Origin of the sequence: Shimia sp. CNT1-13L.2 (assembly GCF_024331145.1) — a bacterium.
Classification (GTDB): Bacteria; Pseudomonadota; Alphaproteobacteria; order Rhodobacterales; family Rhodobacteraceae; genus Shimia.
In genome coordinates, this window is the sequence record NZ_JANDJO010000005.1 from 275,699 (window position 1) to 300,516 (window position 24,818).

A 24,818-nucleotide genomic window follows, 5' to 3' on the forward strand; every position below is an offset into this window, starting at 1 on the left:
ATCCTATTCCAGTTCACCCAGCCGCCTGAGCATCTTACGCAGAAGGCGCACTTCTTCGTCGGTGAATTTCGCACACAGTCGTGCGTCGTATTCGCGTGCGACCTCACTTAAGTCTTCATAGGCGGCACTACCAGAGGGGGTCAGGATCAAATTTTCTTGTCTTCGGTCGTTCTCGGACCGCTCCCGCGCCACGAATCGCTTTTCGACAAGTTTCTGCACCGCGCGGCTGATCTTGGTTTTATGAATCTTGGCGCGATCCACGATTTCGGTCGCCGTCATCTGCCCGAAACTGCCAAGATGGAACAGCACCCGCCATTCGGTACGCAACATTCCGTATTTATTCTTGTATAGTTGGGTGAAAGCGAGGCTGCTCTCTTCCGCCGCCTGGTTCAGCAAGTACGGCAGAAAGACCCCAAGATCGAAATCATCTTTTTTTGACATTTTGCGCGTCCTCCTGCTTGTTAGTTACAAAAACAACTATTACCAAAGCAACCAAATTCGAAACAGGAGCGCGCGAAATGACCAAACATACTGTTCCGACCCGAATGCAGATGGCCCCCTCGATGGCCGGCCCGCACGAAGGTTACATGCCCGGCTTCGGCAACGACTACGAAACCGAGGCCCTGCCGGGAGCCCTGCCGCAGGGCATGAACTCGCCGCAGAAATGCAACTACGGCCTTTACGGCGAACAGCTCTCGGGCACGGCCTTCACCGCCCCTGCTCACCAGAACGAACGCACCTGGTGCTACCGTATCCGTCCGAGCGTCAAGCACTCGCATCGCTATACCAAGATCGACGTGCCGCACTGGAAGTCGGCGCCCAATGTCGACCCAGACGTGACCAGCCTCGGCCAGTACCGCTGGGATGCGGTTCCCCACTCGGAACAGCCGCTGAACTGGATCACCGGCATGCGCACCATGACCACCGCCGGCGACGTCAACACCCAGGTCGGCATGGCCAGCCACGTCTACCTGGTGAACACCTCGATGGAGGATGACTATTTCTTCTCCGCCGACAGCGAACTGCTCGTGGTGCCGCAAGAAGGTGTTCTGCGCTTCTCGACCGAACTCGGCATCATTGATCTCGAGCCCAAGGAAATCGCCATCATCCCGCGCGGCTTGCTCTATCGTGTCGAAGTGCTCAAAGGTCCGGCGCGCGGCTTCGTCTGCGAAAACTATGGCCAGAAGTTCGAACTGCCCGGCCGCGGCCCGATCGGCGCCAACTGCATGGCGAACCCCCGCGATTTCAAGGCACCCGTCGCAGCCTTCGAGGACCGCGAAGTGCCCTCGACCGTCACCGTCAAATGGTGTGGCCAGTTCCACAAGACCGAGATCGGCCAGTCGCCGCTCGACGTGGTGGCATGGCACGGCAACTACGCCCCCGTGAAATACGACCTGCGCACCTATTGCCCGGTCGGCGCGATCCTCTTTGATCACCCCGATCCCTCGATCTTCACCGTCCTGACCGCCCCCTCGGGCCAGCCCGGCACCGCCAACATCGACTTCGTGCTGTTCCGCGAACGCTGGATGGTGATGGAAGACACCTTCCGCCCACCGTGGTACCACAAGAACATCATGTCCGAGCTGATGGGCAACATCTATGGCGAGTATGACGCAAAACCGCAGGGCTTCGTGCCGGGTGGCGTGTCGCTGCACAACATGATGTTGCCGCACGGGCCCGACAAAGAAGCCTTTGAAAAGGCGTCCAACGCCAACCTCGGCCCGGACAAGCTGGACAACACCATGTCCTTCATGTTCGAAACACGCTTCCCGCAGCACCTCACCGCCTTCGCCGCGAACGAGGCTCCGCTGCAAGACGACTACATCGATTGCTGGGCCGATATCGAAAAGAAATTCGACGGCACTCCGGGCAAGAAATAAGGAACAACAACCTATGCCTCTGATGAAAAGCTGGGTGGCTTCGGCCAACGACGCCAACCACCCCTTCCCGCTGAACAACCTGCCCTACGGAGTTTTCTCGACCGCCGGCACCGAGGAACGCTGTGGCGTTGCCATCGGTGACATGATCCTCGACATGGCCGCCGCTGAAGAAGCGGGCCTTGTCTCGATCTCCGAGATCCCGGTCTTCGACGCGCCCTATTGGAACGATCTGATGGACATGGGTCAGGACGCCTGGTCCGAACTGCGCGCCCGCCTGACCGAGATCCTCGCCGAAGGCAGCGCCGATCAGGCCACCGCCGAGGCCTTCCTTGTGCCGATGGCCGATGCCACCCTGCATATGCCCATCGCCGTCAGCGAATACACCGACTTCTACGCCGGTCGTCAGCACGCCGCCAACATGGGCGCGATCCTGCGCGGCTCGCCCGATCTGCCCGCCAACTGGCTGCACATCCCGATCGGCTACAACGGCCGTGCCTCCTCGGTGGTGATCTCGGGCACCGACATCCACCGCCCCAACGGCCAGCGCAAGGCCCCCGACGCCGAAATGCCAAGCTTCGGCCCCTCCATGCGTCTCGACATCGAGCTGGAAATGGGCGCCATCGTCGGCACCGCCTCGGATTTCGGCCAGCCGATCACCGTGGATCAGGCCGATGACATGATCTTTGGCTATGTCCTGCTGAACGACTGGTCGGCCCGCGACATCCAGGGCTGGGAATACCAACCGCTCGGGCCGTTCCAGGGCAAGGCCTTCGGCACCTCGATCTCTCCTTGGATCGTTACCGCCGCCGCACTGGAAGAATTCCGCGCCCCGACCCCGGAGCGTGAAAAGGAACTGCTGCCCTATCTCGACGGCAGCAAGGACGGCCTCTACGACATCGACCTCGAAGTGCTCATGCAGCCCGAGGGCGCCGAGACAGCCTCGGTTGTCGCCAAAACCAACTACAACCGCATGTACTATTCGGCGGCGGAACAACTGTGTCATCACGCCATCGGCGGCTGTGGCATGAACGTCGGTGACCTTCTGGGCTCGGGTACGATTTCCGGCCCGAACAAGGGCGAATACGGCTCGCTGATGGAAGTCAGCTGGGCAGGTCGCGAACCCTTCACCCTCGACACCGGCGAAACCCGCACCTTCATCGAAGACGGCGATACCCTCACCCTGCGCGGCAACGCACGCGGCGACGGTTACACCATCGGCTTCGGCGACTGCACCGGCAAAATCCTGCCCTCCGTGGCATGGCCCGCAAAATAAGGAAGACCCCAATGGCAAAAGCATTCGCGTCCCAAGGGGACATGACCGAAAAGAAAATCACCTTTGATGAAATCGGCGAGGGCCTCTACGCCTTCACCGCCGAGGGCGACCCGAACTCGGGCGTCATCATCGGGGACGACAGCGTGATGATCGTCGAGGCACAGGCCACCCCGCGTCTGGCCAACAAGGTCATCGAATGCGTGCGTTCGGTCACCGACAAGCCGATCACCCACGTTGTCCTGACCCACTACCACGCCGTGCGCGTGCTTGGTGCCTCGGCGTTCAACGCCCAGCAGGTGATCATGTCCAACGCGGCCTACAACATGGTTCTGGAACGCGGTCAGGAAGACTGGGACAGCGAATTCCAACGCTTCCCGCGCCTGTTCGAAGGTCACGAGTCGATCCCAGGCCTGACCTTCCCGACCACCACCTTCTCGGACGAGATGACCGTGTTCCTTGGCAAGCGCCGCGTGAACATCAAACAGATCGGCCGCGCCCACACCGCAGGTGACGCCATCATCCACGTGCCGGATCAGAACGTCATGTTCACCGGTGACATCGTCGAGGATCACTCGGCCTGCTATTGCGGCGACGGCCACTTCGCCGACTGGGGCCAGACCTTGGACAACATCAAGGCCTACGACGTCGACGCCATCGCACCGGGCCGCGGCGGCGCACTGGTTGGCAAAGAGGCCGTGGAACGCGCCATCGAAAGCACCCGCGACTTTGTTCAAAGCACCTACCTGCCGGCCGCCCGCGTGGCCGCGCGCGGTGGTTCGCTCAAGGAAGCATGGGACGCGGTTCGCGCCGAATGCGACCCGAAATTCGCCGATTACGCGATCTACGAACACTGCCTGCCGTTCAACGTGGCCCGCGCCTATGACGAAGCCCGCGGCATCGCGCATCCCCGTATCTGGACCGCCCAGCGCGATCTGGAAATGTGGGAAGCCCTGCAAGGCTAAACTGCTCTGATCCCCTTGTGCGCCTTGTTTCAGATCAGCGCACAAGGGCCAGAACACAATAAAATAGACTGCAATGGCGCCACTCGAGGCAGTGGTTTCGATACGTGCGCCCGAATTTTGGAGGAGATGAACCCATGTTTGACGACCGGTATACGCTCGCTTACAAGCGCTACCCCTACAAGAAATCCCCCGATCAGGACGCAAGCACCCCCGTGCGCCATCCCGTCGTTGTGATGGGCGGCGGCCCGATCGGCATCGCAACCGCGCTGGATCTTGGCCTTCAGGGCATCCCGACCCTGGTCCTTGATGACCACGAAGGCGTCGGCATGGGCTCCCGCGCCATCTGCTTCGCCAAGCGCTGTCTCGAAGTCGCCGATCGCTACGGCTGCGGCGAACCGATGCTCGACAAGGGCGTCGTCTGGAACGTGGGCAAGGTCTTCCACAAGGACGACCAGGTTTTCGAATTCAACCTGCTGCCGGAAGAAGGCCACAAGTACCCCGCCTTCATCAACCTGCAACAGCCCTACTACGAGAGCTTCCAGCTCGACCGCTTCGAAGAGCTTCAGGCCCAGGGCGCTCCGATCGAGGTGCGCGGCAAGAACCGCATCGACAACGTCGAGGTCAAGGACGACCACGTTGTCCTCACCATCATGACCCCGGACGGCGAATACACCATCGAAGCCGACTGGCTGATCGGCTGTGACGGTGCCTCTTCGCCGCTGCGCGAAATGCTGGGCTATGACTTCACCGGCAAGGTCTTCCAGGACAGCTTCCTGATCGCCGACATCAAGATGAAGGGCGATGTCGACTTCCCGACCGAGCGCTGGTTCTGGTTTGAACCCTCGCACGGCGAAGGCGCCTCGATGCTGCTGCACCGCCAGCCCGACGATGTCTGGCGCGTCGACTTCCAGATCGGCTGGGACGTGGACCGCAAGGAAGAGATGAAAGAGGAAAACATCCGCCGTCGCCTCGACGCCTTCCTCGGTGGTGTCGAATACGACATGGTCTGGTCCTCGATCTACACCTTCCAGTGCAAGCGCATGGAACAGTTCCGCCACGGTCGTGTCTTCTTTGCCGGCGACGCCGCCCACCAGGTCTCGCCCTTCGGTGCCCGAGGTGCCAACTCCGGCATGCAGGACGTCGACAACCTCGGCTGGAAACTCGGCCTCGTGATGGCGGGCAAAGCCCCCGAGAGCCTTCTGGATACCTACAACTACGAACGTATCCACGGCGCGGACGAGAACATCCTGAACTCGACCCGCTCGACCGACTTCATCACCCCCAAGTCGAACATGTCGACCTTGCTGCGGGATTCGGTTCTGGCCCTGTCGGAACACTATGAATTCGCCCGCCCGATGGTGAACTCGGGTCGCCTTTCGGTGCCCTGCACCTATGACGGCTCGCCGCTCAACTCGGCTGACGCGCTTGACGGTCCGGCCCGCACCCGGCCCGGTTCGCCCTGCCCTGACGCGCCGCTCGGCGATGACTTCCTGCTCTCCAAGCTGGGCAACGAATTCATCCTGCTGACCATCGACACCGACGCCCCCGAGGAATTCGAGGAAGACGGCATCACCGTCAAACGCCTGGCCCTGTCGACACATGACGACCCGACCATGCTGCTGAAAGAACGCTATCTCGGCGACGCGCCCTCAGCCGTCTACCTGATCCGCCCTGACCAGCACGTGGCCGCACGCCGCGCCACCTTTGACGAAAACCAAATTCGCGCAGCCGTACGCCGCGCAACCGGCAAGGAGTAAACCCCCATGTCCGATCTGATCCTTACCCCGAACATCAATGGCGTTGACGATTTCTACGCCGAACTGATCGCCACCCACGAAGGCCTCTCCGACGAGGACAGCCACGCGCTCAACGCACGCCTGGTTCTGGTGATGGCAAACCACATTGGAGACCGCGCGACCCTGTCTCAGGCGCTGGCTGCCGCCGCGCTCAAATCGGAGGAGTGACCCGAAATGAAAATCGAAAAAATCCACCACGTGGCCTATCGCTGCAAGGACGCGAAAGAGACCGTTGAGTGGTACGGCAAGATGCTGAACATGGATTTCATCCTCGCCATCGCCGAGGACCATGTTCCGTCGACCCACGAACCCGATCCCTACATGCACCTCTTCCTCGATGCGGGTGACGGCAACGTTCTGGCCTTCTTCGAACTGCCGACCAAGCCGGAAATGGGCCGCGATCCGAACACCCCGATCTGGGTGCAGCACATCGCCTTCAAGGTGAAGGACCGCGCCACCCTGATCGAGTTCAAAGAACATCTCGAAGCCAATGGCGTCGAAGTGCTGGGCGTCACCGATCACTCCATCTTCCACTCGATCTACTTCTTCGATCCCAATGGCCACCGCGTCGAGCTGGCCTGCCCGGATCCGGAAGAAGAAGCCATGCTCAAGCGCATGGACGAAGTGAAATGGGACATGCTGAACGAATGGTCCGTGACCAAGAAAGCACCCAAGCACGCAGACTGGCTGCACGCCAAGGAACTGAACAAAGACGTTTAACATCGCAACTGAATTGCGTTAAGATGTTAACAACCGGCCTCCCGGGGCCGGTTGTTCTTTATCAGACGGGACCAAAGATACATGACCGACACGATCCTCTACGACTACTGGCGCTCTTCCGCGAGTTACCGGGTGCGCATCGCGCTCAACTTGGCGGGGATCGACTACAAGGCCGTGTCGATTGATCTGGTCGCAGGCACCCACAAATCGCCCGAGCATATCGCGCGCAACCCGCAGGGCCTCGTCCCCGTGCTCGAGATTGACGGCCACCGTTTCACCCAGTCACTGGCCATCCTTGACTACCTGAACGACACCCGGACCCTTGGATTGCTGCCCGCCGATCCCGCCGCCGCCGCCAAGGTGCGTTCACTGGCGCACTCTGTCGCCGTTGACGTGCATCCGGTCTGCAACCTCGGGGTTGTCGGCCACGTCTCCCGCCTCCTGCCGGACCAGCCCGAAGCCAAGGTCGACTGGATGAAACACTTCATCACGCCGGGCCTCGCCGCCTTCGAGGCCCTTCTGGCCGATTTTGACCAATCGCCGTTCTGCTGCGGTGACACCCCGTCGCTTGCTGACGTCTGCCTGATGCCACAGCTCTACAATGCCCGCCGCTGGGGCGCAGACTTCAGCGATTGCGCCCGAATTCAGGCCGTCGAGCGGGCCTGCGCCGACCATCCGGCCTTTGCTGACGCCTACCCGGATCAGCTCAAACCGGTCTGACCGGCCGCCAGTCAAGCTCCCAAAGCCGCGCCTTCTGCGCGGCTTTTTCTTTTCGCGTCAGCCACATACCCACATCCACCCCAATACGTTACAAGAATTTCCATTACTGATTGCTTTGTGTAATGTTTTTCTTGCCTCGAATCATTTTCTTGATTAGACCGACCATGCGGTCGATTATTCACCGACGATGAACAGGACAAAGGCAAACACCCATGGACGCATTCATCTGCGACGCAACCCGCACCCCGATCGGACGCTACGGCGGCGCCCTTTCTTCCGTACGTGCGGATGACCTCGCAGCAGCCCCTATCGCTGCTCTGGTCGCGCGCAACCCCCAGGTCGACTGGGCGAGCATTGACGACGTGATCTACGGCTCGGCCAACCAGGCCGGTGAAGACAACCGCAACGTGGCCCGCATGGCCGCCCTGCTTGCCGGTCTGCCCATCGACGTGCCCGGCACCACCGTGAACCGCCTCTGCGCCTCCGGCATGGACGCTGTCGGCATGGCCGCACGCGGCATCAAGGCCGGTGACTATGACATGGCCATCGCAGGCGGTGTCGAAAGCATGAGCCGCGCGCCTTTCGTGATGCCCAAGGCCACCAGCGCCTTCACCCGCGCCAACGCGGTCTATGACACCACCATCGGCTGGCGCTTCGTGAACAAGAAGATGCACGAAATGTACGGCACCGACTCGATGCCGCAGACCGCCGACAACGTCGCCGCCGATTACAACATCAGCCGCGAAGATCAGGACAAGTTCGCCGCCACCAGCCAGGCCCGTTGGGCCGCAGCGCAAAAGGCCGGCCTGTTCGCCGACGAAATCACCCCCGTCTCCGTGCCCCAGCGCAAGGGTGACCCGGTCATCGTCGACACCGACGAACATCCCCGCCCCGGCACCACCGCCGAGAAGCTGTCCGGCCTGCGCGGCGTGAACGGCCCCGACCTCTCGGTCACCGCTGGCAACGCCTCGGGCGTGAATGACGGCGCCGCCGCCATCCTGCTGGCCAGCGAAGCCGCGGCCGCCAAGAACGGTCTCAAGCCGATGGCCCGCGTTGTGGGCATGTCCGCCGCAGGGGTTGCCCCCCGCGTCATGGGCATCGGCCCCGTTCCCGCCTCGCAAAAGGTTCTGGCGCGTGCAGGTCTCACCATCGACCAGATGGATGTGATAGAGTTGAACGAAGCATTTGCCTCCCAGGGCCTCGCAACCCTGCGCGAACTGGGTGTGGCAGATGACGCCCCGCACGTGAACGCCAATGGCGGCGCAATCGCGATGGGTCACCCGCTCGGCATGTCGGGCGCGCGTCTCGTCCTGACCGCCGCCTACCAACTACAGCGCACCGGCGGCCGCTACGCACTTTGCACCATGTGCGTTGGCGTCGGCCAGGGCGCAGCCATTATTCTCGAACGCGTCTGAGCTAGAGGAGAGCCAAGATGTATGCACAGATGATCAAGACCGCCCGCTCCGGTGTCAAAACCCGCGAGGAAATGAACGATCAGGAACGGGAATTCCAGGACAAGATCGACAACGATATCAAGATCGAACCGCGCGACTGGATGCCTGACGATTACCGCCGCACGCTGATCCGCCAGATCGGCCAGCACGCGCACTCCGAGGTTGTCGGCCAGCTGCCCGAAGGCAACTGGATCACCCGCGCCCCAACGCTCGAGCGCAAGGCAATCCTGCTCGCCAAGGTTCAGGACGAAGCCGGCCACGGCCTCTACCTCTACTCGGCGGCCGAAACCCTCGGCGAAAGCCGCGATGAACTGGTGCGCCTCCTGCACGAAGGCCGCATGAAGTATTCGTCGATCTTCAACTACCCGACCCTGAACTGGGCCGACATCGGTGCCGTCGGCTGGCTGGTGGATGGCGCCGCCATCGTGAACCAGGTCGCCCTCCAGCGCACCTCCTACGGCCCCTACTCGCGCGCGATGATCCGCATCTGCAAGGAAGAAAGCTTCCACGCGCGTCAGGGCTACCACGCCATCATGAAAATGGCCTTCGGCACGCCTGAACAGAAGAAACAGGCCCAGGACGCGGTCAACCGCCTCTGGTTCCCGGCCATCATGATGTTCGGCCCCACCGACGCGGACTCGACCAACTCGGACCAGTCAATGGCCTGGAAGATCAAGGTCAAGTCGAACGACGAGCTGCGCCAGCAATTTGTCGACCAGACCGTACCGCAAATCGAATACCTCGGTCTCGACCTGCCCGATCCGAACATCAAGTGGAACGAGGAACGCGGCCACTATGATTTCTCGGACCCGAACTGGGACGAATTCTTCAACGTTATCAAGGGCAACGGCCCCTGTAACGTAGACCGCATGAAAGATCGCGTGAACGCATGGGAAGACGGACAATGGGTCCGCGACGGCCTTCTGGCCCACGCCCGCAAAAAAGCCGCTGCCAAGGTCGCAGCCGAATAATTTCTCTGGAGGAGATCAGAAATGAAAAACGAATGGCCCCTGTGGGAAATCTTCATCCGCGGTCAGCACGGCATGAGCCACCGTCACGTCGGCTCGCTGCACGCCCCTGACGCCGACATGGCAATCAAGAACGCCCGCGACGTCTACACCCGCCGCAACGAAGGCGTGTCGATCTGGGTTGTCGAAGCCAAGCACATCTCTGCCACCGCACCGGGCGAAAAAGGCCCGCTGTTCGAACCCTCGGAGTCGAAGGTCTACCGTCACCCGACCTTCTTCGACATCCCCGAAGAAGTGGGGCACATGTAATGGCTGTCGATAAAGATAAACTGTTGCAGTTCCTGCTGCGCCAGGGTGACAATACCCTGATCCTTGGCCACCGCGTGTCGGAATGGTGCGGCCACTCGCCGATCCTCGAAGAGGACATCGCGCTGGCCAACACCGCGCTCGACCTGATCGGCCAGACCCAAATGTGGCTCGGCTATGCCGCCGAGGTACAGGGCGAAGGCAAATCGGCTGACGATCTCGCCTTCCTGCGCGACGCCTGGGATTTCCGCAACGTGCTCCTGACCGAACTGCCCAACGGTGACTTCGGCCAGACCCTGCTGCGCCAGTTCCTGTTCGATGCCTTCCAGTCGGTTCTGATGGGCCGCCTGATGAAGTCCTCGGATGAAACGGTTGCCGCTATTGCCGCCAAGGCCTCGAAAGAGGTGGCCTACCACGTCGAGCGGTCCGCCGACACCGTGGTTGGTCTGGGCGACGGCACCGAGGAAAGCCACAACCGCATGCAGGCGGCGCTGGAATACCTCTGGCCCTACGTCGGCGAGATGTTCGAAAGCGACGACATCGATGCGGCCATGGCCGAAGCCGGTATCGCCCCCGATCCGGCAGGCCTGCGCGAGGAATACGACGCGCTGGTTGGCAAGGTTCTGACCGAAGCCACGCTGGACATCCCGGCGGCCAAATACGCCCACAAGGGCGGCCGCACCGGCTACATGCACACCGAACACCTCGGTCACCTGCTGGCCACGATGCAGTGGCTGCAACGCGCCTATCCGGGCTGCGAATGGTGATGCGATAGGGGCCTTGCCCGCCAAGGCCCCACCCCAAGGAGCAAGGACATGACCCAGCCAAGTGTGAAACAGGTCTGGGAATGGTTGGAGACCATCCCCGACCCCGAGATTCCGGTGATTACCCTCGTCGATCTCGGCATCATCCGGAACGTGGAATTCCACGGCGAAACCTGCGTGGTTTCCGTCACCCCCACCTATTCCGGGTGCCCGGCCACCTCGATGATCAACATGGACATCGAAACCAAGCTGCGCGATTGCGGCCTCGACAAGATCGAGCTGAAACAGCAGCTGGCCCCCGCATGGACCACCGACTGGATGTCCGACAAGGCCCGCGCCGCTCTGGAAAAATACGGGATCGCCCCGCCACAACCGGCGGGCGGCCCCCAGCGCTGCCCCCACTGTGGCGGCAACCATCTCGAAAAGCTGAGCCAGTTCGGCTCGACCCCGTGCAAGGCACAATGGCGCTGCCAGGACTGTCTTGAGCCTTTTGAATATTTCAAGTGCATCTGAGGGAGGAGCCCCATGGCACGTTTCCACGATCTGGAAGTCACCGACATCCACAAAACCATCCGCGACGCTGTTGTCGTGACCCTGAAACCCGTCAACGGTGCAGCCGAGGAATTCGACTTCACCCAGGGCCAGTACCTGACCTTCCGCCAGGACTTTGACGGCGAAGAGCTGCGCCGCTCCTATTCGATCTGCGCCGGCAAGGACGAAGGCATCCTGCAAGTCGGCATCAAACGTGTTGACGGCGGCACCTTCTCGACCTGGGCCAACGAAGACCTGAAAGTCGGCGACACGGTTCAGGCCATGCCCCCGATGGGCGGTTTCTTCACCGCGCTGGATGCAGCGAACGAAAAGAACTACCTCGGCTTTGCCGGCGGGTCGGGCATCACCCCGGTGCTGTCGATCCTCAAGACCACGCTCGCCCAAGAGCCCAACTCGACCTTCACGCTGGTCTACGCCAACAAGGGCGTGAACACGATCATGTTCCGTGAAGAGCTTGAAGACCTGAAGAACACCTTCATGGGCCGCTTCAACGTCATCCACGTGCTGGAATCGGACGCACAGGAAATCGACCTCTTCACCGGCCTCGTCACCGAAGAGAAATGCGCCCAGCTGTTCAGCACCGGCTGGATCGACATCCAGTCCGTCGACACCGCCTTCATCTGTGGCCCCGAGCCGATGATGCTCGGCATCGCCGCCGCCCTGCGCACCGCAGGTCTCGACGACAGCCAGATCAAGTTCGAACTCTTCGCCTCCTCGCAACCCGGCCGCGCCAAGCGCAAGGCCGTGTCCAAGGACGCCGCATCGGGTGCCAACCAGGCCAGCGCGTCGATCACGCTGGACGGCTCGACCCAGACCATCGACATGCCCAAGGATCTCACCATCCTCGACGCAGCCCTCGAGAACAAGATGGACGCCCCCTACGCCTGCAAGGCCGGCGTCTGCTCGACCTGCCGCTGCCGCGTGATCGAGGGCGAGGTCGACATGGTCGCCAACCACGCACTCGAAGACTACGAGGTCGAGAAGGGCTATGTCCTCTCGTGCCAGGCCTACCCCGTCACCGACAACGTCGTTGTCGACTTCGACCAGTAAGGGAGGAACCATCATGGCCGAAGATATGAGCATCGAAAACTACCTCGCCCAGGGCGGCGTGCTGACCAACCCCTCGAACGTGCCCTCGCGCTACCGCGCCGAACTGATGAAGCTGATGGCCACCTTCGTGGACAGCGAACTGGCCGGTGCGGCAGGCTTTGCCGACATCATCAACCAGGGCCCCGGCATCAAGGAGCGCATCGCCGCTGCCAAGATCGTTCTGGAAAAAACCGACAACGCCGACCGCGTCCTCAAGATCATGGGCGAGTTCGGCGCCAACGAGGACAAATATGCCAACCACCACCCGTGGACCGCACGCCTTGACCGCGATGCCGACATCGGCACCTCGCGCAGCGAACAGGACATGCGCCTTGCCGTGTTCAACTATCCGCTGGATGGCTGGGCCGACGCGGTTGTCATGAACCTTCTGATGGGCCGCGCCGTGGCCGTGCAGATGGCCGAGTTCTCGATGGTGTCCTACCAGCCCCTCGCCGAGGCCTTCCGCGCCATCGCGCCGATCGAAGCCCGCCACGCCGAACTGGCCGAAGAGGGCGTCACCAAGCTCCTGGAAACCGCCGACAAATCCGCGCTTCAGGCCTCGGTTGACTACTGGTGGCCCCGGGTCGCCGCCTCCTTTGGCTCGGCAAGCTCGGAAAAGGCGGAAAACCTCAAGGCCATGGGCCTGCGCAAGACGGCCAACGCCGATCTCAAGGCCCGCTGGGAAGCCGAAACCAGGGCAATCCTCGAAAACCTCGGCCTCACCGCAGGCTGACACGCCTCAAGTCGAACAGCACAGCCGCCCACGGGCGGCTGTTTGCGTATGGGGTCAGAAAAACGGCCTGTTCAGGTCGTTCCCCTGCAAGCGATCCGCCTCTCCTTCTTTGCAGACTGACGCAAACAAAGGAGGACATCGATGGCCAGGATCACCGCAATTCACATCTACCAGCATGACCTGCCCGTCGTAGGCCCCGCCTACAAGATGGCGCTTTCATCGCTTACCGCGCTCGACACGACGCTGGTGGAGATCGTCACCGACACCAGCATCTCGGGCTTTGGCGAAACCTGCCCCCTCGGCCCCACCTACCAACCCGCCCATGCCTCCGGTGCCCGCGCCGCCCTGCAGGATATCGCGCCCCACCTCATCGGCATGGACCCGATCCAGACCCTGAACATCAGCCGCCGCATGGACAACGCCCTGTCCGGCCACGCCTATGCCAAAGCCGCCATCGACATCGCGCTTTGGGACCTGAGCGGCAAACTCCTCGGCCAGCGGGTCTGCGATCTCCTTGGCGGCGCCACCGCCACTTCCGTGCCCAGTTACTACGCCATCGGCATCACCTCCCCCGAAGAGGCCGCCCGCATCGCGCGCGAAAAACAGGCCGAGGGCTACGCCCGCCTGCAACTCAAGATCGGGGGGCGTGACATCGAAGAAGACATCGCCGCCACCCGCAAGCTTTTCGAAGTCCGCGCCCCCGGAACCCGCATCGCGCTTGATGCCAACCGGAGCCTGACCACGCGCGACGCCGTCCTGCTGTCCTCTGCCTGCCGCGATCTCAATTTCGTTCTGGAACAGCCCTGCGACAGCTATGGTGAAATCCGCGCGCTGGCCGGAAAACTGCACCACCCGCTGTATCTCGACGAATGCGCCACCGATCTAGCCACCATCTCCGGCGCGATCCACGACAATGTGGCCGACGGCTTTGGTATGAAGACAACGCGGGTCGGCGGCCTTTCCCCGATGCGCGCCGTGCGCGACCTGTGCCACGCCACCAACCGCCCCCTCAGCTGCGACGACGCATGGGGCGGTGACATTCTGGCGGCGGCCTGCGTTCACATGGGGGCCACCGTCCACCCCCATCTACTCGAGGGCGTCTGGATCGCCGCGCCCTACATCTCGGGCCACTACGACAGCGATAATCCCGTGACCATCGAAAACGGGCGCATCACCGTGCCCACCGCGCCGGGGCTCGGTATCACGCCTGACACCTCGGCATGGACACATGTCGCCACGGCGTCTTAATCCTCTCCGGTGTCTTCCAGCTTGCCAACTGTGCGCAACAATACCTTGCCCAGCTGCGCAATCTGCTGCTCGGACAGGGACGTGCCCAGCAACCGGCGGTCATCCTCGGCCACCGCTCGCATGGCCTCTTCCGCCCTTACCTCGCCCGCCCGTGTCAGACACACGAAACGGCTGCGTTGGTCATCCGGATTGTCCTCGCGCCGCACGCAACCTTCGGCCTCAAGCTGCTTGAGAACCTTGGTCATCCCGCCCGACGTGACCAGAACCGCGCGGTAAAGCTCGGTCGGCGTCATCCGCCGTGGCTCGGGCTGGGCGCGCAATGTCACCAGCGCCTCGAAGGCCGATTGCGACAGGCCGAACTCGGCCAGCACCCGGCTTGAACTCTCGATCACCAGATCATTCAGACGAAAAACCGACAGCATCACGGCGGTCTCCGGCGTATCCATCTCGGGCCAGTTCTCGCGGATCTGCCCAAGGATTTCGGAAATTGTCAGCTTGTCGGCCATGCCACCCCATCATGTATCTTGCCAGAAAGATACATTATCTCTATATGGAATGAAATACCTTTCCAGAAAGATACATCCATGCGCACCGTCAAAGATCGCATCCGTCACACCCTCCTGTTCGAAGGCATTGCCCTTGCGCTGGTCTCGGTCTTCGGTGCCTGGATCACCGGCCATTCGATGCAGGCCATCGGCGGCCTGTCGATCATGTTCAGCCTCTATGCCATGGCGTGGAACTTTGTCTTCAACCTGCTGTTCGACCTCTGGGACCGCCGCTACCGCAACATGGCCCCGCGCGGCCCGCTCCTGCGCGCCGCCCACGCCTGCCTGTTCGAAATCGGCGTTCTCATCCCCGGCCTGTTCCTCACCGTCTGGTGGCTCAAGATCACCTTTGTCGAAGCCTTCATCCTCGACCTCGGCTTCTCGGCGTTCTTCCTGGTCTATGCCTATGTCTACAACTGGGCTTACGACGTGATCTTCCCGGTCCGGACCGTGCAGACCGTGCGCTGCGGCACGCCGATGATGGCCCAGAAAGAAGGCCAGCCCGAACACTGACCTACCCCGGCACGAACCGCCCGTCATAGCCACTGTCTTCCAACCGCGCCTGATCTTCGCCCAACTGGCGGATCAGGCGGCGGGCATAGTCGTCATCCGCGCCGGCGCCAAAGCCGTCAAAATTCACCAACTCTCCCACCGGCAACCGCTTGCGCCATCCGGTCTTCTGCAACTCCGGCTTCTCGTGAAAATGCGAGACATAGCCAAGGCAGATATAGGCCACAGGTGTCACGTTCTCCGGCAGGCCAAGTACCTCGGCCAGTTCTTCGTGCCGCAGGATACTGACCCACCCGAAACCCACCCCTTCCGAGCGCGCCGCAAGCCACATGTTCTGAACCGCGCAGACACTGCTATAGAGGTCCATCTCCGGCTGGTGCGTCCGGCCAAGAACAACCGGCCCCGCGCGATCCTTGTCACAGGTCACGCAGATATTGACCGGAGACTCCATGATCCCCTCTAGCTTGAGATTGCGATAGGTGTCCTTGCGCGCGCCCTCGAACATCTCGGCCGCCTCGTCATGCGCCTTGCGGAACAACCCATGCACCTTGGCCTTCACCTCCTGCCCGCGCACGAGAACAAAGTTCCACGGCTGCATGAACCCAACCGACGGCGCATAGTGCGACGCCAGCAGGATACGGCTCAGAACGTCTTCGGGGATCTCGCGATCCAGAAACTGCCCGCGCACATCGCGCCGTGTGAAGATGGTTTTGTAAAGCGCCTCGCGCTCGGTCCGATCGAAACCGTGGGCCTCATCGGCCATGGCCTGTGTTTCCATATCATTCCCCTTGATGGAAACCACCGCCCCGCCGTCCACGCGGTTTGGTACGCTTTTCAGGCCGGTCTTCTGACTTCGGTTCGTCCCGCCCGTGCCCCTTCCCGGAATGCTCCAGTGGGCTTTGCACGATCGGTCCCCGTTACAGCGTTGGGCACGTGGCGGACTTGCACCGCCTTCCCGATTCTCCCCCTCACCAACCTTGTCGGATCAGGGGCACCTGAAAATATGTGAGTGTCGGCGGAAGTTCCGCCGGTCCCGAACCCTAAATCCCAACCGCTTTTCGCGCAAGACTCATTTGCGGCCCATCCGGATGTCGCACCGCCGCAATACCGACGTAATACCGACGTGATACCCACGCCCGTTTTCACCCCAAACCGGGCATCACCTCGCGCCGCACCATCGTGCGCAGGGCAAAGTTGGACCGCAGGTTTCGAATGCCCGGAACCTGCATCAACCGGTTCTCAAGAAACCAGTCAAACGCCGCCAGATCGGCCACCACGATCCGCAACAGGATGTCGCGCGATCCGGTCATCAGATGGCACTCCATCACCTCGTCGAAATCCTTGATCGCCTGCTCGAACGCGTCGATGCCGCCGCGTGCCTGCTGTTCAAGTTCAACCGATACGAACACCGTCACGGGCAGCCCGATCTTGGCCGCATCCACCTTGGCCGCATAGCCGGTGATCACCCCGTCTGCCTGTAGCTTTTCCAACCGCCTTGCACAGGGTGTCGGCGACAGGCCGACACTTTCGGCAAGGTCGGCAATCTTCATCCGCCCGTCACGCTGAAGCGCCTTTATGATTCTACGATCAATCGCATCCATGACGATTTCCCCCAATCTTCTCCCAATTATTAGATGAAAACTCCAACATTTCCAACTTACACACCTGAATTTAGAGAAAACCACTCCCCTCTTCATGTCATTTTGGAGGTCACTTAACAGGAGGAGACACCCCTTATGACCACCCCGATGTCCATCACCCAGGTATTCGCACCAGGCCACGAAACCGTGCTGCGCGTCGAAGATCGTGCCAGCGGGCTGATCGGATTCATTGCCGTGCATTCCACCACCCTCGGCCCCGCCGCCGGTGGGCTCCGGATGCGCCCCTACGAGACCGAAGCGGACGCCATCGAGGACGTACTGCGCCTGTCGCGCGGCATGACCTACAAGAACGCCGCCGCCGGCCTGCCACTCGGGGGCGGTAAGGCTGTCATCATGGGCGATCCCAAACTCCTGAAAACCCCTGCCCTGCTGCACGCCTTCGCCCGCGCTATTAACACGCTTGAGGGCCGCTACTGGACCGCCGAAGACATGGGCATGACCCCGACCGACATGGCCACCCTCGCCGAGGTCACCCAATACGTCGCCGGCCTCCCCAACGGAGAATTCGCCAGCGGCGATCCCTCTCCGATCACCGCGCGCGGCATCTTCCAGTCGATCCAGACCACGGCCCGCCACCGCTTTGGCGACGCGGACCTCACGGGCAAAACCGTTGCTGTTCAGGGCCTTGGCCATGTTGGCGCGCATCTCTGCGACATGCTGCACAACGCGGGTGCCAAACTGATCGTGGCCGACATTGATGAGGCCCGTGTCGCCAAGGCCGTCGCAACCTACAACGCTATCGCCGCCGATCCAGTGGGCATCCTTGGGGCCGAAGCAGACATTCTCGCCCCCTGCGCCATCGGCGCGATCCTGAACGAAGCCACCATCGCAACCCTCAAGGTTGCCGCGGTCTGTGGCGGTGCGAACAACCAGCTGGCCACCGAAGAAGACGGCGCGCGCCTTCATACGCGCGGTATCCTCTACGCGCCCGATTTCGTGGCCAATGCAGGTGGCATCATCAACGTCGCCACCGAGATCCTCTCGATCCAGGATCGCGCGGCATTTGTAGATGAAAAGCTCGCCACGCTCGACGAGACCCTGACCCAGATCCTGACCCGCGCGAAACAGCGCGACCGCAGCCCTAATGACGTCGCTACCGAGATCGTCGACGAAAAGCTGGTCCCCAAGGCCGCCTGAAACAAAAAAGCGCCGGACAGACCCTTCTGCCCGGCGCTTTCGCATCTCAATTTACCCCAATATTACAGCCCCTTGAGGCCTCCGAGGGTCAGCTTGCAGACCAATTCTGCATAGTCTTCCCGCGCCTTGCTGCCAGCGCCGGTATTCCACATGTAATACCAGTTCAGCATCCCGAAGACTGACATCGTCGTCGCGCGCAGCTTCTCGGCATCGCCTTCGAAAACCTCGGGCGCATTGGCCTGCACGATATCACGCACGAAAACCACCATGTCCCGCTGATACCCACGCAGCAGTTTCTGCTGATCCTCCGGCAGCGCCGACATGGAACCGATCTGAACCTGGTGCTCGTGATCAGCGCCCTGATAGGCTTGCAAGGTTTCCGAAACAGCAGCACACAATTGCTCACGCGGCGACATTCCCGAAATCTCGATCCCGCAAATCCGATCCCTCAGTTCACGCAGATAGGTCTCGAGAATGTCGAACAGCAAGGCATCCTTGCTGTCATAGTAGTGGTAGATGTTCGCCTTCGAGATCCCGCACTCACGCGCCAGCATCGCCATTGAGGCGCGATCGAACCCCTCGGTTGCAAATACCTTGGCGGCGTTCGTCAGGATCTGTTCGCGCTTCTGGTCGTGGTCTTTCGCGATCGTACGGGCCAAAACTTACTCCTTGTTCCGGTTGTCGATAACACGAACCGCTTTGCCTTGGGAACGTGCCACATCGCCCGGATCACCAACAATCACCTCGGTCGACACGCCGACCATGTCCTTGATGTGCTTGGTCAGCATCCGCGCCGCGGCGGTCTTGGACAGGTTGTCGGTCGCATCCGGGGTCGCCTCGACGAAGACGCGCATCCCGTCCATGCGGCCCGCCTTGTAGAGTTCGATCTGGAAGTGCGGTGCAAGACCACCGGTCGCCATGACCTGCTCTTCGATCTGGGTCGGGAAGACGTTCACCCCACGCAGGATGATCATGTCATCCGAACGGCCGGTGATTTTTTCCATCCGGCGCATCGAACGGGCCGATCCCGGCAAGAGGCGGGTCAGGTCGCGCGTGCGATAGCGGATCATCGGCATGCCTTCCTTGGTGAGCGTGGTGAACACAAGTTCACCCTCTTCACCGTCCTCAACCACTTCGCCGGTCGCGGGGTTGATGATCTCGGGATAGAAATGGTCTTCCCAGATGTGAAGGCCGTCCTTGGTTTCAACACATTCGTTGGCCACACCCGGGCCAATGATTTCCGACAGGCCGTAGATGTCGACCGCGTGCATATCAAAGGCATCCTCGACCTCGAGACGCATCGCGTTGGTCCACGGTTCGGCCCCGAACACGCCAACCGAAAGCGACGAAGACCGCGGATCGATGCCCGCCTTGCGGAACCCTTCAAGGATGTTGAGCATGTAGGACGGTGTCACCATGATCCCGTCAGGCTGGAAATCGGTGATCAGGCCCACCTGCTTCTCGGTCTGGCCGCCGCCCATCGGCACAACGGTCGCACCAAGGCGTTCGATGCCATAGTGCGCACCCAGACCACCGGTGAACAGACCATAGCCATAGGCGTTGTGAACGGTATCACCCGCACGCAGACCGGCAGCCCGCAGCGAACGGGCCAGAACGTCGGCCCACATCGAGATGTCATTCTTGGTATAGCCCACAACCGTCGGTTTGCCCGTGGTGCCCGACGAGGCGTGCAGACGGATGATCTGTTCACGCGGTACGGCGAACAGACCAAAGGGATAGTTGTCGCGCAGATCGTTCTTGTAGGTGAACGGGAACTTGGCAAGGTCTTTCAGATCCTTGAGATCATCCGGATGCACACCCGCTTCATCGAACCGCTGCTTGTACATCGGCACGTTGTCATACGCATGGCGCAGCGACCACTTCAGACGCTCAAGCTGCGTTGCACGGATTTCGTCGATCGAAGCGATTTCAATCGGATCCAGATCGGCTTTGTTCGGGGTCAGGTCTTTCATCGCATCCTCCTCGACACGGTCATTCTTCGAAATGCTGTCCGTTGACGGTGCGCGACACACCGCGGAATTCCGCGATGACGACACCATCCTGATTGGTGACTTTGACGTCATAGATACCACTGCGCCCAGTCAGGGAAACTTCCTCGGCAGTCGCGGTCAGACGATCCCCGGCACGGCCGGGCGCGAGATAGCTCATGAAGGTGTGCTGCCCCACGGTTGATTTGTTGCGGCTGTTGCAGGCAAAGGCAAAAGCACTGTCGGCAAGCGAAAAGCTGACACCGCCGTGACAGGTGCCATGGCCATTGCAGTGCTCCGGACCAACCGTCATCGACAGGACCGCGCGGCCCTCATCGACCTCGTCGATCTGCATGCCGAACCATTTGCTGGCCTCGTCACCCGCCCACATTGCGGCGGCGGATTTCTCTGCGCGTTCCTTTGGAGTCATCGGCCCTTGAACTCCGGCGCACGTTTTTCAAGGAACGAGGACACGCCCTCGGCATAGTCATCGCTTTCACCGCAGGTTTTCATCGCATCCGCCTCCATCTCGAGGTGATCCGCCAGCGTGTCGACGGCGGCGGCCTGAATGCACTGTTTGGTCAGGCCAAGGCCAAGGGTCGGACCATTGGCAAACTGTTCCGCCATCTTGCGGGCTTCGTCCATCAGGCTCTCGTCGGGCAGGGCCTTCCAGATCAGCCCCCAGTCTTCCGCCTGTTTCGCGGGCAACGGCTGCGCCGTGAACGCCAGTCCCTTCGCGCGCGCTTCACCCAACAGGCGCGGCAAATGCCAAGACCCACCGGTATCGGGGATCAGCCCCACCTTTGAGAACGACTGGATGAACTTGGCGCTTTCAGCGGCAAGCACGATATCGCAGGCCAGGACCACATTGGCACCCGCGCCAGCAGCCACACCATTCACCGCACAGATCACCGGGAAATTCAGCGAACGGATCAACCGCACCAGCGGCGCGTAAAACGTCCGCACGGTTTTCGACAGGTCCGGCTTGCCGTCCATTTTCGATGGATCGCGATCGCCAAGGTCCTGTCCGGCGCAGAAGCCGCGCCCCGCACCGGTCAGCAGAACACAGCGCGCGCCACTGTCACGCGCACCTTCCAGTGCCGCACGCAGCGCCAGATGCATTTCGTCATTAAACGAATTCAGCCGATCCGGACGGTTCAAGGTGATTTCGACCCAAGTCCCGTGGTCCTGCGCAAGAATCGTATCGCTCACAGCTCTCTCCCTTGGCGATCATTTCAATCCCATCTTGCATAAACCGAACGGTTGGTCAATAAAAGACCTCAAGATTGATTCTCAAAGCGCGGAATATTTGGGCATGTCGGAAAATCAGGTGGTCACGGTCACACACAAGGGCGATGTGGCATGGGTTGAAATCAACAACCCGCCCGTCAACGCAACCTCAACTGCCGTCCGTCAGGGGCTGGCAGACGCCGTGGCCGCTGTCGCGGGGGCGCGTGTCGCCGTTCTGAAATGCGCGGGCCGGACTTTCGTTGCGGGCGGCGACATGTCCGAGTTCGACGCCCCGCCGGTCGAGCCGCACCTGCCCGACGTTGTGCAGATGATCGAAGACAGCCCGACCCCCTTTGTCGCCATGATGCACGGCAACGTGCTGGGCGGCGGCTTTGAAATTGCGATGGGCTGCGCATGGCGCATCGCGGCCAGCGGCACCGGCTTTGGCCTGCCCGAAGTCAACGTCGGCCTGATCCCAGGTGCGGCAGGCACCCAACGTCTGCCCCGCCTGATCGGCATGGACGCCGCCATCGACATCGCCTGCTCGGGCAAGATCGTCAAAGCCGAAGCAATGCTGGCTCTGGGGGGCATCGACATGGTGTCCGACAACCTTGAGGCGGACGTGAACAGCTTCATTGCAGACCTGCCCGACCGCCCCACCGCGATCAGCGCCCGCGAGGTTCCCGCGTTCGCCGATGACCTGATCGAAACCAAACGTGCGGCCCTCACCAAGCGTGCGAAAGGCCAGCAGTCCCCGCTTGAAAACCTTGAAGCCTTGCAATGGGCCTTGGAGCCTTTTGCCGAAGGCCAACCCAAGGAACGCGCACGCCACCTTGCCCTGCGCCACAGCCCCGAAAGCCGCGCCCTGCGTCACGCCTTCTTTGCCGAGCGCGTGGTTGCAAAACCCGACGCCATCAAGGGGGCCACGCCGCGTGACATCGCGTCTCTGGTCGTCGTCGGCGGTGGCCTCATGGGGGCCGGTATCGCCACCTCCGCGCTCAACGCCGGCCTTCCCGTCACCCTGATCGAACGCGATGCCGATGCCGCCAAACAGGCCGAAACCCGTGTCCACGGCCTCCTTGAAGGGGCTGTCAAACGCGGCAAGATGACTGCGGACGCCTTCGAGGTGCACAAGGCCGCCTTCCGCGCCGTGTCGGACTACGCCGAAGCGGCCAGCGCGCCGCTCGCCATCGAAGCCGTCTTCGAAGATGTCGCCGTCAAACGCGAGGTGTTCCAAAAGCTCGCCGCGGTCATGGCCGACGATGCCATCCTGGCAACCAACACGTCGTACCTCGACCCCATGCTGATCTTCGAGGGCATCGAAAACCAGGACCGCTGCATCGGCCTGCATTTCTTCTCGCCCGCACACATCATGAAGCTGCTCGAGATCGTGAAAACCCCGCACACCAGCGCCGAAGTCCTCGCCACCGGCTTTGCCCTGGGCAAACGCCTGCGCAAGATCTCGGTCCTGTCCGGGATCTGCGACGGCTTTATCGGCAACCGCATCCTTGCCGCCTATCGCCGCGCCGCCGACTACCTTCTGGCCGATGGCGCCCTGCCCTATCAGGTCGACGCCGCGATGCGCAAAATGGGCGTTCCGATGGGCCCCTATGAAATGCAGGATCTCACCGGTCTCCAAATCGCCTGGGCCAACCGCAAGCGTCAGGCCGCCACGCGTGATCCGAACGAACGCTATGTGACCATCGCCGACCAACTCTGCGAAATGGACCGCCTTGGCCAGCGCACCGGCAAGGGCTGGTACACCTACGAAGAGGGCAATCGCAAACCCCTCCGCGACCCCGAAGTCGAGGCCATCGTCGAGGCCTACTCGGCACGAAACGGCATCACCCGCCGCGCCTTTACCGAAGAGGAAATCGCCGGTCGCCTTCTTGCTGTCATCGCCAACGAAGGCGCCCTGATCGTGCAGGAAGGAATCGCCGAACGCGCCGCTGACGTCGATATGGTCAAGGTCCACGGCTACGGCTTCCCCCGCTGGCGCGGCGGCCCGATGCAATACGCCAAGGAAATCGGATTGGAAAAATCCAAGGAATTCATGCAGCTGGTGGCAACAGACAGCCCCGGCTCATGGAAAGTCGCCTCTTGGAAAGGGGTGGTTTGAATTTTGAACCGAAAGGTGTTGATAGTTACAAAATCAACACTTAACACAGCAATGAATTGCCATTTTAGGGAGGATCTCATGGCTAAATTCTCGAAAATCACCTCGCTTCTGGCCGGCGCCACCATGGCTCTGTCGGCAGCCGCGGCCTTTGCAGCGGACCACACCCTCGTGATCTCGTCGTGGGCGCCGCCGACCCACGGCATCAACGCCAAGATGTGGCCCAAGTTCATCGAGATGGTTGAGGAAGCCACCGACGGCAAGGTGACCGCCGAACTCAAGCTGGGCATCGCCCCGCCGCCGGCTCAGATGGACCTGATCATGGACGGCGCAGCCGACGCATCGATCATCTTCCACGGCTATCAGGCTGGTCGTTTCGTCACCACCAAGATGATCGAACTGCCGGGCTACGAAGGTTCTGCCGAAGCAGCTTCGGTTGCCTACTGGCGCGCCTACGAAAAGTACCTGTCCAAGGCCAACGAGCACCGCGGCGTGAAACTGATCGCCCTGCACACCCACGGCCCGGCCCAGCTGCACTCGAACAAGGCGGTCACCGCCATGGATGAGATCGCAGGTCTGAAAGTCCGCATCCCCGGTGGTGTTGGCGGCGACGTTGGCGCGGCTCTGGGTGCAACCGGCATCGCGGTTCCGGCCCCGAAAGTCTATGAAACCCTCGCATCGAACGCAGCCGACGGTGTTGTCATGCCGTTTGAATCGCGCAAGGGCTTCAAACTGACCGAAGTTGCCAAGAACGTCTACGAAGTTCCGGGTGGCCTGTACCGTGGTTCCTTCGCCTTCATCATGAACGAAGACACCTTTGCCGATCTGCCGGCCGACCTGCAAAAAGCCCTCGACGAAAAAGTCTTCGGCGAACCGCTGTCGCGTGAAATCGGCAAGATCTGGGACGAGATCGACACCATCGGTCGTGACGCCACCACCACTGCCGAAGGCAACGCCATCAACGCCGCGTCTGCCGCTGACCTGGAAAAGTTCAACGCCATCGCAGCTGACGTACGCGCCAAAGTCATCGCCGAAGTCACCGACGCAGGCATCGACGGCCAGGCCGCATACGACATGATCAAAGCGGAAATGGCGGCTCAATAAGCCCCGCTTCCACCGCGGGCCCGGCTGTTCCCTTGCCGGGCCCGTTTCCTCCACTCCCCCGT

The 24,818-nt window shown here is 61.6% G+C and carries 27 protein-coding genes and 1 riboswitch; of the genes, 19 read left to right on the forward strand and 8 right to left on the reverse strand.

The genetic code is table 11. The annotated features are described in order from the left end of the window. Positions 1–3: 3 nt before the first annotated feature. Positions 4–441 (reverse strand): MarR family transcriptional regulator, encoded by a 438-nt coding sequence (locus NNA36_RS13240; protein ID WP_255107758.1) that lies wholly within the window; start codon positions 439–441, stop codon positions 4–6. A gap of 104 nt (positions 442–545) precedes the next feature. On the opposite strand from NNA36_RS13240, the gene hmgA reads away from it, so the two are divergent. From hmgA to NNA36_RS13315, 15 genes are all read left to right on the forward strand, one after another. Next, positions 546–1,880, forward strand: coding sequence for a homogentisate 1,2-dioxygenase (gene hmgA, locus NNA36_RS13245; protein ID WP_255107870.1), 1,335 nt, complete (start codon positions 546–548; stop codon positions 1,878–1,880). A gap of 13 nt (positions 1,881–1,893) precedes the next feature. Then, positions 1,894–3,153 carry a fumarylacetoacetase gene (gene fahA, locus NNA36_RS13250; protein WP_255107759.1) on the forward strand — a complete coding sequence of 420 codons (1,260 nt, stop codon included), beginning with the start codon at positions 1,894–1,896 and terminating at the stop codon, positions 3,151–3,153. Positions 3,154–3,164: 11 nt separating this feature from the next. After that, complete coding sequence (locus NNA36_RS13255) at positions 3,165–4,115, forward strand: MBL fold metallo-hydrolase (RefSeq protein WP_255107761.1); 951 nt, start codon at positions 3,165–3,167, stop codon at positions 4,113–4,115. A 134-nt stretch (positions 4,116–4,249) separates the two neighbouring features. After that, positions 4,250–5,872, forward strand: coding sequence for an FAD-dependent oxidoreductase (locus NNA36_RS13260; protein WP_255107762.1), 1,623 nt, complete (start codon positions 4,250–4,252; stop codon positions 5,870–5,872). A 6-nt stretch (positions 5,873–5,878) separates the two neighbouring features. Beyond that, complete coding sequence (locus tag NNA36_RS13265) at positions 5,879–6,079, forward strand: DUF2783 domain-containing protein (RefSeq protein ID WP_255107763.1); 201 nt, start codon at positions 5,879–5,881, stop codon at positions 6,077–6,079. A 6-nt stretch (positions 6,080–6,085) separates the two neighbouring features. Beyond that, positions 6,086–6,631: a VOC family protein gene (locus NNA36_RS13270; protein ID WP_255107766.1), complete on the forward strand. Its 546-nt coding sequence runs from the start codon at positions 6,086–6,088 to the stop codon at positions 6,629–6,631. 81 nt (positions 6,632–6,712) lie between these two features. Then, a complete protein-coding gene (gene maiA / locus NNA36_RS13275; protein WP_255107767.1) occupies positions 6,713–7,351 on the forward strand; it encodes a maleylacetoacetate isomerase in 639 nt (212 codons plus the stop codon). 212 nt (positions 7,352–7,563) lie between these two features. Continuing rightward, complete coding sequence (gene pcaF, locus NNA36_RS13280) at positions 7,564–8,766, forward strand: 3-oxoadipyl-CoA thiolase (protein WP_255107769.1); 1,203 nt, start codon at positions 7,564–7,566, stop codon at positions 8,764–8,766. 17 nt (positions 8,767–8,783) lie between these two features. Further along, positions 8,784–9,776, forward strand: coding sequence for a 1,2-phenylacetyl-CoA epoxidase subunit PaaA (gene paaA, locus NNA36_RS13285; RefSeq protein ID WP_255107772.1), 993 nt, complete (start codon positions 8,784–8,786; stop codon positions 9,774–9,776). Between the two features lie 21 nt (positions 9,777–9,797). Continuing rightward, a complete protein-coding gene (paaB, locus tag NNA36_RS13290) occupies positions 9,798–10,082 on the forward strand; it encodes a 1,2-phenylacetyl-CoA epoxidase subunit PaaB (RefSeq protein WP_093095465.1) in 285 nt (94 codons plus the stop codon). After that, positions 10,082–10,846 carry a 1,2-phenylacetyl-CoA epoxidase subunit PaaC gene (paaC, locus tag NNA36_RS13295; protein WP_255107775.1) on the forward strand — a complete coding sequence of 255 codons (765 nt, stop codon included), beginning with the start codon at positions 10,082–10,084 and terminating at the stop codon, positions 10,844–10,846. The genes paaB and paaC overlap by 1 nt, the downstream gene beginning before the upstream one ends. Positions 10,847–10,894: 48 nt before the next feature. Continuing rightward, a complete protein-coding gene (gene paaD, locus NNA36_RS13300; protein WP_255107777.1) occupies positions 10,895–11,356 on the forward strand; it encodes a 1,2-phenylacetyl-CoA epoxidase subunit PaaD in 462 nt (153 codons plus the stop codon). A gap of 12 nt (positions 11,357–11,368) precedes the next feature. Beyond that, positions 11,369–12,445, forward strand: a complete 1,077-nt coding sequence (locus NNA36_RS13305) for a 2Fe-2S iron-sulfur cluster-binding protein (RefSeq protein WP_255107780.1) — start codon at positions 11,369–11,371, stop codon at positions 12,443–12,445. A gap of 13 nt (positions 12,446–12,458) precedes the next feature. Further along, a complete protein-coding gene (locus tag NNA36_RS13310; protein ID WP_255107782.1) occupies positions 12,459–13,217 on the forward strand; it encodes a Phenylacetic acid catabolic protein in 759 nt (252 codons plus the stop codon). Positions 13,218–13,358: 141 nt separating this feature from the next. Further along, a complete protein-coding gene (locus NNA36_RS13315; RefSeq protein WP_255107785.1) occupies positions 13,359–14,465 on the forward strand; it encodes a mandelate racemase/muconate lactonizing enzyme family protein in 1,107 nt (368 codons plus the stop codon). Here NNA36_RS13315 and NNA36_RS13320 read toward each other — a convergent pair. Further along, positions 14,462–14,971 carry a MarR family winged helix-turn-helix transcriptional regulator gene (locus NNA36_RS13320; RefSeq protein ID WP_255107787.1) on the reverse strand — a complete coding sequence of 170 codons (510 nt, stop codon included), beginning with the start codon at positions 14,969–14,971 and terminating at the stop codon, positions 14,462–14,464. The genes NNA36_RS13315 and NNA36_RS13320 overlap by 4 nt on opposite strands. Before the next feature lie 78 nt (positions 14,972–15,049). On the opposite strand from NNA36_RS13320, the gene NNA36_RS13325 reads away from it, so the two are divergent. Continuing rightward, complete coding sequence (locus NNA36_RS13325) at positions 15,050–15,523, forward strand: PACE efflux transporter (protein WP_255107789.1); 474 nt, start codon at positions 15,050–15,052, stop codon at positions 15,521–15,523. 1 nt (position 15,524) lies between these two features. Here NNA36_RS13325 and bluB read toward each other — a convergent pair whose 3' ends face one another. Continuing rightward, the gene (gene bluB / locus NNA36_RS13330) at positions 15,525–16,298 is read right to left on the reverse strand and encodes a 5,6-dimethylbenzimidazole synthase (protein WP_255107791.1); all 774 of its coding nucleotides are present in this window, start codon (positions 16,296–16,298) and stop codon (positions 15,525–15,527) included. Between the two features lie 41 nt (positions 16,299–16,339). Continuing rightward, positions 16,340–16,534, reverse strand: a riboswitch (cobalamin riboswitch). 128 nt (positions 16,535–16,662) lie between these two features. After that, entirely contained in the window at positions 16,663–17,121 is a 459-nt protein-coding gene (locus NNA36_RS13335; protein ID WP_255107793.1) for an Lrp/AsnC family transcriptional regulator, read from the reverse strand. Between the two features lie 135 nt (positions 17,122–17,256). Between NNA36_RS13335 and NNA36_RS13340 the strand changes: the two genes are divergently transcribed. Further along, a complete protein-coding gene (locus NNA36_RS13340; protein ID WP_255107795.1) occupies positions 17,257–18,318 on the forward strand; it encodes a Glu/Leu/Phe/Val dehydrogenase in 1,062 nt (353 codons plus the stop codon). Between the two features lie 62 nt (positions 18,319–18,380). On the opposite strand, the gene NNA36_RS13345 is transcribed toward NNA36_RS13340, so the two are convergent. Genes NNA36_RS13345 through paaG form a run of 4 tightly spaced genes read right to left on the reverse strand, consistent with a single transcriptional unit; the run spans position 18,381 to position 21,518 of the window. Further along, the gene (locus NNA36_RS13345; protein ID WP_255107798.1) at positions 18,381–18,977 is read right to left on the reverse strand and encodes a TetR/AcrR family transcriptional regulator; all 597 of its coding nucleotides are present in this window, start codon (positions 18,975–18,977) and stop codon (positions 18,381–18,383) included. 3 nt (positions 18,978–18,980) lie between these two features. Next, complete coding sequence (gene paaK / locus NNA36_RS13350; protein WP_255107800.1) at positions 18,981–20,291, reverse strand: phenylacetate--CoA ligase PaaK; 1,311 nt, start codon at positions 20,289–20,291, stop codon at positions 18,981–18,983. Between the two features lie 19 nt (positions 20,292–20,310). Next, a complete protein-coding gene (gene paaI / locus NNA36_RS13355) occupies positions 20,311–20,736 on the reverse strand; it encodes a hydroxyphenylacetyl-CoA thioesterase PaaI (RefSeq protein ID WP_255107802.1) in 426 nt (141 codons plus the stop codon). Continuing rightward, positions 20,733–21,518, reverse strand: a complete 786-nt coding sequence (paaG, locus tag NNA36_RS13360; RefSeq protein WP_255107804.1) for a 2-(1,2-epoxy-1,2-dihydrophenyl)acetyl-CoA isomerase PaaG — start codon at positions 21,516–21,518, stop codon at positions 20,733–20,735. Before paaG ends, paaI begins: the two co-directional genes overlap by 4 nt. 103 nt (positions 21,519–21,621) lie before the next feature. Here paaG and NNA36_RS13365 point away from each other — a divergent pair, with 103 nt between their 5' ends. Further along, on the forward strand, positions 21,622–23,655 hold the full coding sequence (locus tag NNA36_RS13365; RefSeq protein WP_255107807.1) for an FAD-dependent oxidoreductase: 2,034 nt from the start codon (positions 21,622–21,624) through the stop codon (positions 23,653–23,655). A gap of 78 nt (positions 23,656–23,733) precedes the next feature. Then, positions 23,734–24,756: a TRAP transporter substrate-binding protein gene (locus NNA36_RS13370; protein ID WP_255107809.1), complete on the forward strand. Its 1,023-nt coding sequence runs from the start codon at positions 23,734–23,736 to the stop codon at positions 24,754–24,756. The last annotated feature ends 62 nt before the right edge of the window (positions 24,757–24,818 follow it).